This is a genomic window from Paenibacillus sp. CFBP 13594, assembly GCF_014842675.1.
Taxonomy (GTDB): domain Bacteria; phylum Bacillota; class Bacilli; order Paenibacillales; family Paenibacillaceae; genus Paenibacillus; species Paenibacillus amylolyticus_B.
Genome location: NZ_JACYVQ010000007.1, coordinates 324,266 through 339,846 on the forward strand (window position 1 = coordinate 324,266; position 15,581 = coordinate 339,846).

A 15,581-nucleotide genomic window follows, 5' to 3' on the forward strand; every position below is an offset into this window, starting at 1 on the left:
TGCGTTCAGGAGAAAGTACGATGGGGGAGGAGATTAAATGAAGGTTGCTTTGTATGTGTGCCGTGTAGGGGAAGGGTGGAGCATGGTGTTATCACTCGATATTCGAGTGGATGTGGCTTGGTGGCTAGAGGGAGGAAGTGGGCGACATGTGCTGCGCTGGTTGCTGTTAGACAAGGCGTTACCGTTAAGTCAGGCGTCCTGGTTGGTTGAACATTTTGGGATGGAGCGAGGTATGGATCAGTGGGGCCAGCGCGAATGGCAGAACTATCTTGCGCGGAAGCTGGATGTGTATGAATTGGCCTCGGGGGAAACAGAGGCCAGAAAAGGTATAGCAGGCAAAGCGGGGAGTGCCGCTGCGCGTGGTGCGTTGGTAGGCGGGATGCCAGAGCCGTATCCCGCCGTGCAGTGGGCTCAGCTGGAGCGGGACGCGGCCCTGCTGGCTGAGCGGATCAGCGGCCGCCAATTACTGGCGGCCGAGGCGGAGGCGTTGCTGGCGGATACCGCCCAGCCGCCAAGGGAGTGGCGCGCGGCTGCGCAGCTCGCGCGCTTGCACGGGCGGCTGAGTATCACAGCCGCCCTCGAAGGGCCTGCCACGCGCCGTCAGCACGCGTGGCTTGGACGCGCGCGGAGCGCGCCCCGCTGCCACCGTTGTGGCAGCGAAGCCAGGCAGCGCGTGCCCTGCGCTGCCTGCGGCCTGGCGGCGTGCGCCTACTGCGAGGCTTGCCTCGCGCTGGGGCGCAGCCGTGCTTGTGCGCTGCTGCTACGCAGTGCAGCGCAAGAGGCCGTGCCACGATGCGGCGAAGCACCGCGTGGCACGGCCTTGGCCCCCACCGGCGGCGGACTCGCCCGGTGGGGGCTTAGTGCAGCGCAGAGCGCGGCAGCAGCCGCGGCGCTTGCGTTTTTGGCCCGCCCACCCGCAGGGGATGGGCCGGGGCGGTTCTTGCTGTGGGCCGTGACCGGGGCCGGCAAGACCGAGATGATATTCCCCCTACTCCAACATACATTGGATCGTGGCGGACGAGCGCTGGTCGCTACACCGCGCAGGGATGTGGTACTGGAACTGGCCCCGCGTCTGGCGAAAGCTTTTCCGGACACCTCACTTGCTACCCTTTACGGAGGCAGTGACGAACGCTGGAAAGATGCTCAGCTCACGCTTGCGACCACACACCAACTGATGCGTTTTTATCAGGGATTTGATCTCGTCATTATCGACGAACTGGATGCTTTTCCTTATCACAACGATCCCATGCTCGCTCACGCGGCGGCATCCTCCTGTAAACCGGAGGGGAATTTCGTCTATCTGTCTGCTACACCGCCAGCTCGGCTGCAGAAGGAAGCGGCAAAGGGGATGCTGGCCCATGCCAAAGTCCCGGTACGTTTTCACCGTCATCCTTTGCCTGTTCCGCGCTTGGTCAAGATGGTTACCGTTGCTGAATGTATTAAGAAACGAAAACTTCCTTCTGCCTTGAAGACTAACGTCCAAATCTCATTGGAGCGTGACGCTCAGGTATTTGTCTTTGTAACACGCATTGCCCAAATTGAGGCGTTTGTGAATCTGGTGCGTTGTACCTTTCCCGGAATTCATATCGAAGGAACTTCATCTCAGGACCCTGATCGTGCTAACAAAGTTAAAGCCTTTCGTGATCGCAACATTCGTTTGCTCGTAACGACAACGATTCTGGAGCGTGGCGTGACCATTCCGCGCAGCGATGTCTTTATATTGGATGCAGACAATGGTCTCTTTGATGAAGCTTCACTGGTCCAGATGGCGGGTAGAGCAGGGCGTTCCATGGATGACCCAGCGGGTAGAGTGGTTTTTGCATCGTCGCGTCGGACACGTTCACAGGTGAAGGCCGTTGCCCAGATTCGGAAAATGAACACCATAGCTCGTCGCAAAGGCTACCTTCAGCCGCCATCTCAAAAATAATTGTCATCTGCTACGTTCGTATCCACATTTCACATTACATTCCCAAGACTGGAGGTATGCCACCTATGTTCAACTGGCTCAGCAACATAACCGATCACGCGCAACTCCTGACCCAGCGTCTCCATCACCTGCTCGCCCCACCGGGAGCGACTTGTCTGACATGTGGCACCCGAGCGATTCTGTCTTCAACTTATCCAGGCATATGCCCACGTTGTGTGAAACAGATTCCATGGATCCGTTCCATCCGCTGCCTGCGTTGTGGTCGGGGAGTCGGTTGCCCGGACTGTGTTCGTCCACACATGCAAAACCGTTCTTTTGTCTCCAATCGCAGCGCCGTACAATACAACCCTCTTATGAAAGAATGGATAGGCATGTACAAATTCAGAGGTCATGAAAGATACGCGCCGCTCTTAACCGCGCTGTTGATTCAAGCCTTTCAAGCGATGAGCGAAGAACGAAATTCTACTTTGGCAAAAGAACCCCCAGCCCCCGTGGCTCATTCCGCCACACATGCTCAACAAATGAAGCCACAATGGCGGCCTGACGCGGTCACCTATGTCCCGGTGAACAGCGAGCGTCTGGCCGAGCGTGGCTTCAATCAGGCGGAGCGGCTGGCTGCTGGGCTCGCCACCGCCTGCCGCCTACCTATCGTTGATCTGTTGCAGCGCCAGATCAACACCACCAAACAAAGCTTCAAATCACGCGGTGAGCGTATCGAAACGATGAAGAATGCTTTTAGCATCAACCCGGATGGCATGAAGTTAATTGAAGAGCTATACAGGGCATCTAATCTGCCAACATATATGGGCATATCGCATGCCAAACCCATACAGCTACTGCTGATCGATGATATATACACAACAGGTAGCACCTTGGACGCTTGTGGGCGGATTATTCTAAATGCTGGCTTCTACATGGAGATTCCGGTCAATGTTTACACGCTGACACTGGCAAGATCCTAGACAGTAAATCCAAGTAATAAATGACGTGCAACATTCTTCAGCCACTTTAGGTGGGTGATCTATACTGTATAATTAATAGTAGACAGGAAAATATGTTCCTTTATTAATCATTGGTACGTTAATGCGTGTCTCCATTCCATTTATTCCGTTTGAAATATAGTTGTTTGATGAAATTATAAATGAAAGCGTAATAAGAAATCTTTTACATGTAAAAAAGAGGAATTGGTTTTCTCGCGCAGAATAGATAGTTTTGCCGTTCACCACAGGTGACAGCATAGGGAGTGGCACAACATATCTGTTGAAGGGGAGAACAAAAGTGGTCGCAGGAAAAAGAAAAAATGGATTTTACTTATGGACCGTCCGTCTACTAGTATTCATGCTGGTATTCGGACAGTTTGGCGTGTACGGGGGGAACCGGGCACATGCAGCAGTAGGAAGCGGGATAGTCTCATCAAGTAATGATTACCAATATGTGTTGACCAACAACAACGGCCAATTACAGGTGAATCAAAAATCAGTTAAGCTGGGTTGGGTGAGATCATATGAGATTTCAACATCAGGATATTCTTTTAGGAGAAGCCAATCGATTAATGGAGCAGTTGAGGACATAACCAAGATTTCATTTGGCTCCTATACATCTACTTATGCCGGTAAAGTTACCAATGCCTTTATCATCGACTTTGCTGAGGTATGGGAGTATTACACGACTATGGAATACAGACAATCCGGAACCAATGTTGGAGTATGGAATAATTCCTCCGTTGATGAATTTGGAATGACTACGCCAAGATATGTGCAAAGCTATGAGGCTACACAGTTAAGTCTTGTGATTAATGCCGATACAGGAGCGGTGGTAGATTTTGTATCTAACCTGAATCCGTATTACATACGGAAAGCAGAATCATTCAGTTTTGTAAAAGAGCCGGGGACAACACAGCCTATTACTACAAATCCTGCTGTTCCAGCTAATTTGGCGGCTGATGCCAGTGATGTAGCTATTAATCTCAATTGGTCTGCTGCTCCACAAGCTGTTCAATATGAGATTGAAGAGAATGGCGTAGTCAAAGGGCCTTTTTACGGAATCAATTATACACGTTCTTCACTTACACCCAATACTACATACACCTATAGAGTACGTGGAATTAACAGACTAGGAGCTAGTGAGTGGAGTGAGCCGGTTGCAATAACAACCTTGCTTGAGAAACCTGTTTTGGCCGTAACGCCAGAGGAAGGCAAGAATACGATTCAGTGGATGGCGGTTGAGTCTGCAGATCGCTACCAGTTGCAGATTGATGGTGGTACACCATTTGAATTAGGAAACGTAACTTCCTATGTACATGAAGGGCTTGAAGCTAATTCAACGCATACCTATGTGCTAAAAGCCTTCTCGGCTAACAATGAGAGTGCGTGGAGTAAAATGGTGAGTCAGTTAACAGTACCTGATCGTACCAACGGGCTGACGGTTACTGATGCCACATTCAATAAATTAACGGTAGCTTGGACTGCGGTAAAGGGTGCTACAGGATATGATTTGGAGATTGATGGCACTAATGTTGCTGTAACAGGCACCACTTATAGTAAAACTGGCCTTGTAGCTAATACAGAGTACACTTTTAGAATCAGACCTAAAAATGCTGGTGGTGCAGGAAGCTGGAGTGATGTAACTACAGGAATCACCCAGATGAGTACACCCGTTATTCAGTCCAACCCTTCACAAGAAGAAGTTGTTCTCATCTGGTCACCAGTTGATGGTGCAACGTCATATGAAGTTGAGGCAGATGGCGTTGTCGTTGGAGATATATCAGATTCAATCTATACGCACACAGGGCTCAAATCTGGAACGGCCCATAAGTATCGTGTACGAGCTATAAGTGACAATAACGTTAGCGCATGGTCGGCAGTAAAATCACAGAATACGTTGCCTGATTCCGTTAATGGATTGGTGGTCAGTGCAGCGACCAATGCAGCTGTAACTGTGAAATGGACAGCAGTAACCGGAGCCACAGGTTATGATCTCGAGATCGATGGAACAGTTGTCCCTGTAACAGGAGTAACCTACACGAAGAATGGTCTCGCAGCAAATACAGATCATACCTTCCGTATTCGCTCAAAGAATGCCGCTGGTGCAGGGGCATGGAGTGATCTGATCAGCGGAATAACGCAGTTGAACACACCTATCTTGAAAGCAACATCAGAAGAAAATGCAATCAATCTGACATGGGATGATGTAGCGGACGCAACGAAATATGAAATTGAGGCTGATGGAGCAGTAGTGTCAACAGTAGAAGAACCTAGTTATAGCCATACAGCATTGCTGCCAGGAACAGCCCATAAGTATCGCATTCGTGCGTTGACGGATACCAATACAAGTGCATGGACAGCAATCCTGACGCAGAGTACATTGCCTGCAATAGTATCAGGTCTCAGTTTAACATCCACAACAAACACCACAATTGCCTTGAAATGGAGTGCAGTGACCGGTAGCTCTGGATATGACTTGGAGATTGATGGAGTGGTAGTTCCAGTTACTGGTTTAACATATACGAAGAGTGGTCTTACAGCGAATACGGACCATACGTTCCGTATCCGTTCCAAGAATACTGCAGGTGTGGGTGTGTGGAGTGACGTAGTAAGTGGCATGACTCAACTCAATACGCCTGTTCTGAAAGCATCTTCCCAAGAAGATGCAATTACAGTAACTTGGGCAGATGTTACTGATGCAACCAAATATGAAGTGGAGGCAGATGGTATTGTTGTAGCTACGGTTACGGCGCCAGTCTATACGCACGAGAGTTTGACTCCAGGAACAACGCATAAGTATCGTGTACGAGCCCTGACGGAGATGAACGTTAGCCCTTGGACTGCACTTCTCACTCAGAATACTTTACCGGGTTCAGTCACAGGATTGAGTGTAACCTCTGCAACCAATGTCGCTATCGCGCTTAAGTGGAATGCCGTAATTGGAGCAACGGGTTACGACTTGGAGATTGATGGCACGGTAGTAGCTGTAAGTGGATTAACATACAACAAGACAGGTCTTGCAGCCAATACGAATCATACGTTCCGGGTTCGCTCCAAAAATACGGCAGGTGCCGGAGTATGGAGTGATATCATTGACGGTACGACATTGTTGAATACCCCTGTTTTAAAAGCTTCCTCGGAAGAGACTGCTATTACAGTAACATGGGCAGATGTATCAGATGCGATCAAGTATGAGATTGAAGCAGATGGCTCAATTGTTGCAACAGTTAATGAGCCGAAATATGTGCATTCAAGTCTTCAGCCAGGAACAGCGCATAAGTATCGTGTACGAGCACTGGCAGATACAAACAACGGGGCTTGGACTGCTGTCTTAAATCAAAATACACTACCAGGTTCAGTTACTGGATTGGGCATTACCTCTGTAACGAACACAACAATGGCTTTGAAATGGAATGCTGTAACCGGAGCAACAGGTTATGAACTTGAAATTGATGGCACAGTTGTAGCTGCTACTGGATTAAGCTACAACAAGACCGGACTTGCGGCTAATACGGATCATACGTTTCGCGTTCGCTCCAAAAATGCGGCAGGTGCCGGAGCATGGAGTGATGAGGTAAGTGGTACAACATTATTAAATACCCCTGTTCTAAAAGCTTCCTCTGAAGACACTGCGATTACATTGACATGGGCAGATGTAACAGATGCAACCAAGTATGAGATTGAAGCAGATGGAGTCGTTACTGGTACAATTAGCGAACCGAAATATGTGCACACTAGTTTGCTTCCAGGAACGGCGCATAAATATCGTGTACGTGCACTGACGGACTCTAATACAGGTGCCTGGACTGCAGTGGTGACGCAAAGTACGATACCTGCTTCAGTTACTGGTTTAAGTATTAGCTCGGCTACGAACGTAGCCATTGCATTGAAATGGACGGCAGTAACGGGAGCAACAGGATATGATCTTGAGATCGATGGTACAGTTGTACCAGTAACGGGAGTAGCTTATACGAAGAGTGGGCTTGTGACAAATACGGATCACACGTTCCGTATTCGTTCTAAAAATACAGCAGGTGCAAGTATATGGAGTGAGATTGTAGATGGCACAACTTTACTTAACACACCTGTGCTAAAGGCTTCTTCTGAGGAACAAGCGGTCACCTTGACATGGCCTGAAGTTAAAGATGCAACCAAATATGAGATTGAAGCGGATGGAGTCTTAGTGGGTACTGTTAAGGTGCCTACTTATACTCACAATAATCTGATAGCTGGAACAGCACATAAATACCGCGTACGCGCTCTGACCGAAACCAATGTTGGAGCTTGGACTGCGGTCTTGACACAAAATACGTTGCCTGGTTCTGTGACCGGGCTAACGGTAACAAGTGTAACGAACACAGCTGTTGCTCTGAAGTGGAACGCAGTCTCAGGAGCGACGGGATATGACCTTGAAATTGATGGCACGGTGGTACCTGTTAGTGGAGTGGTTTACACCAAAACGGGACTTATCGCCAATACGGATCATACATTCCGTATTCGTTCCAAGAATACTGCTGGGGCTGGGGCTTGGGGAGATGTAACAGATGTTACAACCCAGTTAAACACACCTGCTCTGAAAGCAACATCAGAGGAAACAGCTATTACTTTGAATTGGCTTGATATCAAAGATGCAACCAGTTATGAAATTGAGGCAGATGGAGCAATTGTTTCTAAAGTAACCGATCCCTCATATGTTCATAGTGATTTGCTTGCAGGAACATCGCACACCTATCGTGTGCGTGCATTAACGGATAAGAACAGCAGCGCTTGGTCTACGGTCTTGACTCAAAGCACTATACCAGGCAGTGTGACCGGATTGAGTATGAATTCTGCAACAACAGTAGCCATTGCTATGAAGTGGAATGCAGTTACGGGAGCAACAGGATATGATCTGGAAATTGACGGTAAAATAGTCGCAGTAACCGCTTTGGCTTATACCAAAACAGCACTTCTAGCCAATACAGAGCATACCTTCCGCATTCGTGCCAAAAATGCTGCTGGCATTGGTAGCTGGAGTGAGATTGTAACCGCCTCGACCCAATTAAATGTACCAACAACGCTGAAAGCTGTACCTGAAGAAACCGCAGTTACGCTGACATGGAATGAAGTTGTTGGTGCAACAAAATATGAGATTGAGGCAGATGGCATAGTGGTTGCTACTGTAAGTGATCTCTTGTATGTCCATAATGGAGTACTTGGTGGAACCATTCATAAATATCGTATTCGTGCCCTGACCGACACCAATGTGAGTGCATGGACAGCAATATTGTCGCAAACTACGTTACCTGCCAGTGTCTCCGGTTTAAGTATTAACTCTGCAACCACAGCGGCTATTGCGCTGAGATGGAGTGCTGTAACTGGAGCTACCGGGTATGATCTGGAGATTGATGGTACGGTGGTTGCCGTGAGTGGAGTAGCTTATACGAAGAGCGGACTTGCACCAAATACGGAGCATACTTTCCGGATTCGTGCCAAAAATGCTTCTGGTGCGGGAGCTTGGAGTGAGATCATAACGGGAATGACTCAATTAACTACACCTGTGCTGAAGGGAACTTCGGACAAAACAAACGTTATTCTGACATGGGAGGCGGCTATGGGTGCTTCGTCTTACGAAATTGAAGCAGATGGGCAAATTGTGGCGACTGTCAATGACACAACGTTTATTCAGTCTGATCTGTTACCGTCCAGTTCGCATAAATATCGTATTCGGGCATTCAACGATCAGAACACAAGTGCATGGTCTTCTGTACTAAGTATTAGAACATTGAATTAGTGATATATAATGGGGAGCAGGATTGCGTATATGTGCATCCTGTTCCCCTCTTTTGTTTTGCAAATAGACTATGGCTTCATCAGAGAAAATAAGGTAATGTATAGTTATTATCTATTCGGAAATGGAAGTTTGAGAGGGGCGTTTTAGCGATGAATCTAGGTAATTGTCCTCGCTGTGGTAAATTATATGCGTTGAATTTTCGAGATGTATGTTCAAACTGTATTAAGGAAATAGAGAAGGAATATCAGATCTGTGTAGATTATTTACGCGAAAACAAGGGCACCAACATACAGGAGCTATCCGATGCAACGGAAGTTTCAATAAAAAACATTACCAAGTTCATCCGTGAGGGACGAATTTCCATCGAGAATGCCCCGAATATGATGTATCCTTGTGAAGTATGCGGAACATTGATTCGTGAAGGTCATATGTGCGACTCTTGCCGTAATCGTTTAACGAAAGACCTGGCAGGAGCTGCTCGTGAAGTAGGTCAGAAGGATAACAACAATTTAGGCGGACGAACCTACAATGCTGTCGACAAACTACGCGATTCATAGGAGCGAGGGCTCAAATACATGTTTTGCTATAACAAATGTTTTGAAACGTACCGATAAACTTATTAAAGATTATCGGTTTTTTTTATTATCCTAATCATTTTGAAAACATAAAGATTGAAGTGAGAAAAACGTATATCAACATAAATTCCTAATCATGGAAGGAAGTGCATTTTAAATGAAAATCAATGAACCGAGTAGAATTGGAGCAATCAATTCATATCAAAGGAACGTTGAATCCAATCAGCAGGCTGATGCCAAGAAGAGCCGCCGTAAGGACGAGGTATCCATTTCTCCGGAGGCGATGAAGATGCTTGAAGAACAAAGTCGTACACAGGATGCAGGACGCATACAACGGATACAGGAACTGAAGGAACAGGTGAGTTCGGGAACGTATCAGGTAGATAGTAGCAAGCTTGCTGACAAGCTGCTGCCGTATTTTAAGTCTTTTGATAAGGAATAGGTGATCACGTAATGGCAGCACTGGACAGATTAATTGCAGTTTTGCAGCAAATGGAACAAAGTCACCGCGATATGCTGGCACTCAGCGAGGTCAAGAGACAGGTCATTGTCAAAAACGATGTGGATGAACTCATTGCCGTTCTGAACAAAGAATCCCGTTTCATGAAACAACAAGAGCCATTGGAGATTGAACGGCAGAGCGCAGTTCACGAATTGCTTCAGGAGCGGGGCATCAAGTCCATGCTGAACCTGAATATCACCGAGATCTCGAAGCTGATTTTTGATCCGGCTGACAAACTGCGATTGCTTGAAGTCCAGAAGAAGCTGGCGGGAACACTGCAGGAATTAAAGGAAATCAATCAACTGAATCAAAAGCTGATCGAGCAATCGTTGATGTTTATTGATCTTTCAATGGATATCTTTGCTTCTCGGCCAGAACAGGATGCCACATATCAGCATCCTGCTGATAAGAACGGTAATCCAGGGCGAATCGGTCTGTTTGACACGCGTGCCTGATTAAATTAGGGGGAAACCAGAGTGACATCAACATTTCATTCAATCGAAACGGCTAAACGCAGTTTGTTCACACAGACGACAGCTCTTAGCACAACAGGCCACAACGTAGCCAATGCCAACACCGAAGGGTACTCACGCCAAAAGGTAAACATGCAGGCATCCATTCCAATGGAGCCGTTCGCATTTCTGCATAGCACAACACCAGGACAGCTCGGTACAGGGGTAGAGTTCGACTCCATTACCCGTGTGCGTGAGAAATTTCTGGATGACCAATATCGTAATGAAAACACCAACTTTGGGAGTTGGTCCATTCAAAGAGACACGCTTGAGAAACTTGAAGCTATTGTGAATGAACCATCGAACACCGGATTTCGGACCGTTATGGATAACTTCTACAAATCATGGTCAGACCTGAGTAAGAATCCTGAGGATGTTACAGCACGTCGTATTGTCAAGGAAACAACACTGGCTCTTACGGATGCGATGAATCAGATTAGCCGCCAATTGGGTGCGCTTAGCGAAGATCTGAATAGCAATATTGCTGTGAAAAGTAATGAGATTCAGGGCTACCTTGGTAACATTGCAAACCTCAATAGTGCCATTGTAAAAGTCGAGTCTCTTGGCGACAATGCCAACGATTTACGTGACCAACGTGATCTGATGACCGATAAGCTGTCCAAAATCATGAATATTACTGTTACGGATTCTCAACAAGGATACCAGATCCAGATGAATGGACAGGCACTCGTTACAGGCGGGGCTGTACAAGTGGCGGTCGATCCTGCTTTTCTGAATACAGCATATACAGCGGGAACACTCACTAATGGTGAGGTTTATGGCATGATTAAGTCGAGAGACACTTTGGTAAGTGATTATAAGAAGCAGATGGATGAACTTGCTAACACGCTTGCAAATGGTGATATTGAAATCACACTTCCAGCAGGATCGGTTATCCCTGCTACGAATGCCTTAGGACTTGCAGGGGGGGCGTTAGCAACAGACACGAAGGTAACCGTAAAGGGACTCAATGGTCTGCATCAGCTGGGGTATACGATGGATGGTACAACCACCCCAGGTCTACCTTTCTTCACAGCAACGGATGGTGGAACAGCAATTACAGCTGGAAATATCTCATTGAATGCAGAAATTTTAGCTGATCCGAATAAAATTGCTACTTCTTTGCGTACTACAGATGCGTCCGGCACAGAGACTGTAATCAAAGGTAATAATACACTTGCCATCTTGCTCGCCAATCTGAAAGATACACCAATGAAGTCTGCCGACGGCATGCGTAATGCAGCTATTGGCGCACAGTTTAGCGCCATTGTTGGACAGTTAGGGGTGCAGTCTCAGGAAGCCGCACGTCAGACATCCAACTCGGAATTTTTGGTGGAGCAGGTGGAGACACGTCGCCAATCGGTTAGCGGAGTATCATTGGATGAAGAGATGTCCAATATGATCAAGTTTCAACATGCGTATAACGCATCCGCACGATTTATGACCACTTATGATGAATTACTTGATAAATTAATTAACTCTACTGGGACAGTAGGCAGATAATAGAAGGGAGTGACATAACAGACCATGAGAATAACAAATAATATGCTCAGTTCACAGCTACTATTGAACCTAAACCGGAACGCACAACAGATGAATAACACCCAGACCCAATTAGCTACAGGTCGGAAGATTAACAAACCTTCAGATGATCCGGTAGGAATAACGTACTCCCTTCGTTATCGTGCAGAGTTATCCTCCAATGAGCAGTATCAGAAAAACGTGGACAGTGCAGTTTCTTGGCTGGAATTCAATGACACTGTTTTGAACCAGGCTGGAAACGTAATGCAACGTCTTCGTGAGTTAACGGTGCAAGCTTCGACGGGAACAAATCCTCAATCGGCATTGGATAGTATCAATGAAGAAGTACAACAACTTAAGGAACAGCTTGTGGATATATCCAACAGTAAACTGAACGGAAAATATATTTTTAATGGCGAGACCTATGATATTAAGCCTTATGATTTCCCTTCTAATCCAGATGGCTCTTTCGACACAACCAATGCTGCTTCTGTTGTAACGGATAAAGGTAAGGTTAATTTTATTGTTGGTGAGAGTGTACAATTACCAATTAACGTGGATGGTAATGAAGTGTTTGGTACAGGTACAGAAGATGACAATTTATTTGTTATTATGAATACAATTATGAAAGCCTTGTCGGATGGTGACCAAAAGGAACTTTCAAATCAACTTGACAACATTGACAGTCGGATGGACAAAATGCTGGCAATTCGCTCTGAGATTGGTGCGAAGACAAATCGTGTTGATCTGATGATGGGAAGATTGGATGATCTAGGCATTAACTTAACTGATCTTCAATCTAAGGTGGAAGATGCAGATTATGCAGAGTTATCCATTCAATCTAAAATTCAGGAAAATATCTACAATGCTTCTTTGTCTGCAGGTGCAAAAATTATCTCTCCATCTTTGGTGGATTTCCTTAGATAAAGGGGGATCTAAATCATGAGGTCTCTTCCTGTAGTTCAGATTAGAACTACACCTTCTATCCTAAATATGGAGACTAGTCCTGGTCAGTACTCTATTCGTCAGCCTAAGGCAGAAGTTCAGCTAAACACCAGACCTGCCAAGCTTACAGTGGAGAGTCATCCAATCACTCTTCATGTAGATCAGAGCAAGGCATTCTCTGCCTACAATGGTGGCAATATGATTGACATGAATGCCCGGATTTACTCAGGCATTGAACAACAGTTTTTGCAAAACATGGCTGAACGCGTTCAACAGGGAAATCAGTTGGCTGCTATTCATAAACCGAGCAATACGATAGCTAATATTATTGGTATGGACTGGCAACCAAAGACTTTTCCAGAAACAAGGACTCCTGCTTCATTTGATAACGTAGATATTCAAATTGATACGAGACCGCCAGACATTAGCTATGAACCAGCTGTCTCCGAAATGAATGTTATTGTGAATAAACCAGAAATTGAGTATCAACGAGGTAAGTTGGATATCTATGTGAAACAATATGCATCAGTTCAATACACCCCACCTGCCATAGATGTGGGGTTGTGAGTTATAATGTAGAGCTATAGACGGTCTCGGATGCAGCCCTCTATGGCTCTTTTTGTATAATTTATTATTCGCCAAGGAGGCGTTCGTTATTATTATTCATACAAGTACGTGGGGAGAATTAGAGATTAGTGGGGAAGACGTTTATAAGTTTCCCAAAGGTTTGCCTGGATTTGAAGAAGAGACAGAGTTTGCGTTAATCCCATGGGAGGAAACGCCGTTTATTTATTTACAGTCTGTACGAGAGCCAAATTTATCGTTCTTGTTGGTAAGTCCATTTACGTTTGTGTCCGATTATAGTTTTGAGCTGAGCGAGATAGACAAGGAAGAGATGGGAATCATTGACCAAGTATCGGTGTACTCCATGGTTACGATTCATTCACAAACGAATAAATCTACCATGAACCTTCTTGCACCTGTTGTCCTTAATCCCGAAAATCGTATGGGTAAGCAGGTTATACTCCATCAAACCAGCTACGATACACGTCATCTTATCTGGGCAGAAGATGAAGCGAAATCAGAGAAAGGTGGCGTTTGACATGCTGGTACTATCACGAAAAAAGGGAGAGTCCATCGTCATTCAGGATCATATTGAGGTGACTGTACTTGCTGTAGAAGGTGATACGGTTCGAATAGGTATCACTGCACCCAAGCATATTGATATATTTCGACAGGAGATATATGCATCGATCCAGGAAGCAAACCGTGAGTCTGCAACACCTATAGCAGCCAATGTTGAAGCATTTATGGAACGCTTGCGGAATGATAGTACTAAAAAAGAATAAAAAAATTCCAATTTGCTATAAACAGTTGCTCCTCTTCTGTCGATATATTATTTAGACGCTGCTTCGGCAGGGCGGCCGACCTTAATGTCGCGGCGTTTACCACAAGGATGTGGAACTAACTTATTTTCAGGGAGGAAATATCAAATGATTATTAACCACAATATCGCGGCGTTGAACACTCACCGTCAACTGTCTGCAAACACTGCTAACACTAACAAAAATATCGAGAAACTGTCTTCCGGTCTTCGCATCAACCGTGCTGGTGACGATGCTGCAGGTCTGGCAATTTCCGAAAAAATGCGCGGTCAAATCCGTGGTTTGGATCAAGCATCCCGTAACTCGCAAGATGGTATCTCTTTGATCCAAACTGCTGAGGGTGCATTAAACGAAACTCACTCCATCCTGCAACGTATGCGTGAACTCGCAGTTCAATCCGGTAATGATACGAATACTGCTGGCGACCGTAAAAACCTGCAAGATGAAATGAACCAATTGAATGAAGAGATTGATCGTATTCAATCTACTACGCAATTCAATACCAAGAACCTTCTTGACGGTTCTATGGGTAAAGCTGTTAACACTGCTGTTGCGAATGTTAATACTAACAATGCTTTGAAAAATAGTACTGGTGCGGCACTTACTGCTGGGACAACAACTTTGGTTAGTGCTACAGATAAAAATGGTAATAATCTTGGAATCACCAAAGGTGACCAAATTACTGTTTCTTATGTAAAAGATGGAACTACAGTAACTAACACAATCACTGTAACTTCTACAACTGCTTTGACTGGTCTGGCTAACACATCAAGTGGTGGTGCGGATACTAACTTGGCGCTCACTGTTTCTACTGGCAATGTTCTAGTTACCGCAGCTAATAACGGAGCAACAGGAGCAATCAATGGTTTGACAATTTCTGTAAAAGACTCTAGCGGTAATATTCGTACATCTGCTACTAACGCATTGTCCTCGTTTAACGAAACAACGGCTGCAGCTAATGTCCGTACGGATGGAACTGCAACATTCCAAATTGGTGCAAATACAGGCCAAACAATGAACTTGTCTATTGAAGATATGGGATCTTCCGCTCTGGGCGTGAAAGGACTGCAAATTTCCACTCAATCCCAAGCGACTGTAGCAATCAAAGTTATTGATGTAGCTACTCAAAAAGTATCCAGTGAACGTTCTAAACTGGGTGCTGTTCAAAACCGTCTGGAGCATACAATCAACAACTTGGGAACTGCTTCTGAGAACCTGACAGCAGCTGAATCCCGTATCCGTGACGTTGACATGGCTAAAGAAATGATGCAACAAACCAAAAACAATATTCTGGCACAGGCTTCCCAAGCTATGTTGGCTCAAGCTAACCAACAACCGCAAGGCGTGCTTCAACTGCTCAGATAATTTGTTTAAGCTTAATACATGTGCCCCACTTTCTGTGGGGCTTTATTTTTATAGTTTGATTTACAATGAGTTTTTTAAATATGTATTTAAGGA

13 protein-coding genes are annotated in these 15,581 nt (G+C 45.8%); 12 read left to right on the forward strand and 1 reads right to left on the reverse strand.

Annotated elements, in window-relative coordinates:
* Positions 1-37: 37 nt before the first annotated feature.
* Positions 38-1,927: a helicase-related protein gene (locus IFU39_RS22945; RefSeq protein WP_192135015.1), complete on the forward strand. Its 1,890-nt coding sequence runs from the start codon at positions 38-40 to the stop codon at positions 1,925-1,927.
* A 185-nt stretch (positions 1,928-2,112) separates the two neighbouring features.
* On the opposite strand, the gene IFU39_RS22950 is transcribed toward IFU39_RS22945, so the two are convergent.
* Positions 2,113-2,319 (reverse strand): hypothetical protein, encoded by a 207-nt coding sequence (locus IFU39_RS22950; protein ID WP_192135017.1) that lies wholly within the window; start codon positions 2,317-2,319, stop codon positions 2,113-2,115.
* 99 nt (positions 2,320-2,418) lie between these two features.
* Here IFU39_RS22950 and IFU39_RS22955 point away from each other — a divergent pair, with 99 nt between their 5' ends.
* The 11 genes from IFU39_RS22955 (at position 2,419) to IFU39_RS23005 (ending at position 15,488) form a co-directional block, all read left to right on the forward strand.
* Positions 2,419-2,889 carry a ComF family protein gene (locus tag IFU39_RS22955; protein WP_192135019.1) on the forward strand — a complete coding sequence of 157 codons (471 nt, stop codon included), beginning with the start codon at positions 2,419-2,421 and terminating at the stop codon, positions 2,887-2,889.
* A gap of 250 nt (positions 2,890-3,139) precedes the next feature.
* Entirely contained in the window at positions 3,140-8,683 is a 5,544-nt protein-coding gene (locus IFU39_RS22960; protein ID WP_192135021.1) for a fibronectin type III domain-containing protein, read from the forward strand.
* Positions 8,684-8,832: 149 nt separating this feature from the next.
* The gene (locus IFU39_RS22965) at positions 8,833-9,240 is read left to right on the forward strand and encodes a TIGR03826 family flagellar region protein (RefSeq protein ID WP_017691972.1); all 408 of its coding nucleotides are present in this window, start codon (positions 8,833-8,835) and stop codon (positions 9,238-9,240) included.
* Between the two features lie 175 nt (positions 9,241-9,415).
* Positions 9,416-9,700 (forward strand): flagellar biosynthesis anti-sigma factor FlgM, encoded by a 285-nt coding sequence (gene flgM / locus IFU39_RS22970; protein WP_047840678.1) that lies wholly within the window; start codon positions 9,416-9,418, stop codon positions 9,698-9,700.
* An 11-nt stretch (positions 9,701-9,711) separates the two neighbouring features.
* Complete coding sequence (locus IFU39_RS22975) at positions 9,712-10,215, forward strand: flagellar protein FlgN (RefSeq protein WP_076319201.1); 504 nt, start codon at positions 9,712-9,714, stop codon at positions 10,213-10,215.
* Between the two features lie 21 nt (positions 10,216-10,236).
* Positions 10,237-11,775: a flagellar hook-associated protein FlgK gene (gene flgK, locus IFU39_RS22980; RefSeq protein WP_192135023.1), complete on the forward strand. Its 1,539-nt coding sequence runs from the start codon at positions 10,237-10,239 to the stop codon at positions 11,773-11,775.
* Positions 11,776-11,799: 24 nt separating this feature from the next.
* A complete protein-coding gene (flgL, locus tag IFU39_RS22985; RefSeq protein WP_192135025.1) occupies positions 11,800-12,720 on the forward strand; it encodes a flagellar hook-associated protein FlgL in 921 nt (306 codons plus the stop codon).
* Between the two features lie 15 nt (positions 12,721-12,735).
* Entirely contained in the window at positions 12,736-13,305 is a 570-nt protein-coding gene (locus tag IFU39_RS22990; protein WP_192135027.1) for a DUF6470 family protein, read from the forward strand.
* A gap of 52 nt (positions 13,306-13,357) precedes the next feature.
* Positions 13,358-13,840, forward strand: coding sequence for a flagellar assembly protein FliW (fliW, locus tag IFU39_RS22995; protein WP_197997878.1), 483 nt, complete (start codon positions 13,358-13,360; stop codon positions 13,838-13,840).
* A gap of 1 nt (position 13,841) precedes the next feature.
* On the forward strand, positions 13,842-14,087 hold the full coding sequence (gene csrA, locus IFU39_RS23000; protein ID WP_192135029.1) for a carbon storage regulator CsrA: 246 nt from the start codon (positions 13,842-13,844) through the stop codon (positions 14,085-14,087).
* A gap of 144 nt (positions 14,088-14,231) precedes the next feature.
* Positions 14,232-15,488, forward strand: a complete 1,257-nt coding sequence (locus IFU39_RS23005) for a flagellin N-terminal helical domain-containing protein (protein WP_192135031.1) — start codon at positions 14,232-14,234, stop codon at positions 15,486-15,488.
* Positions 15,489-15,581: the final 93 nt, after the last annotated feature.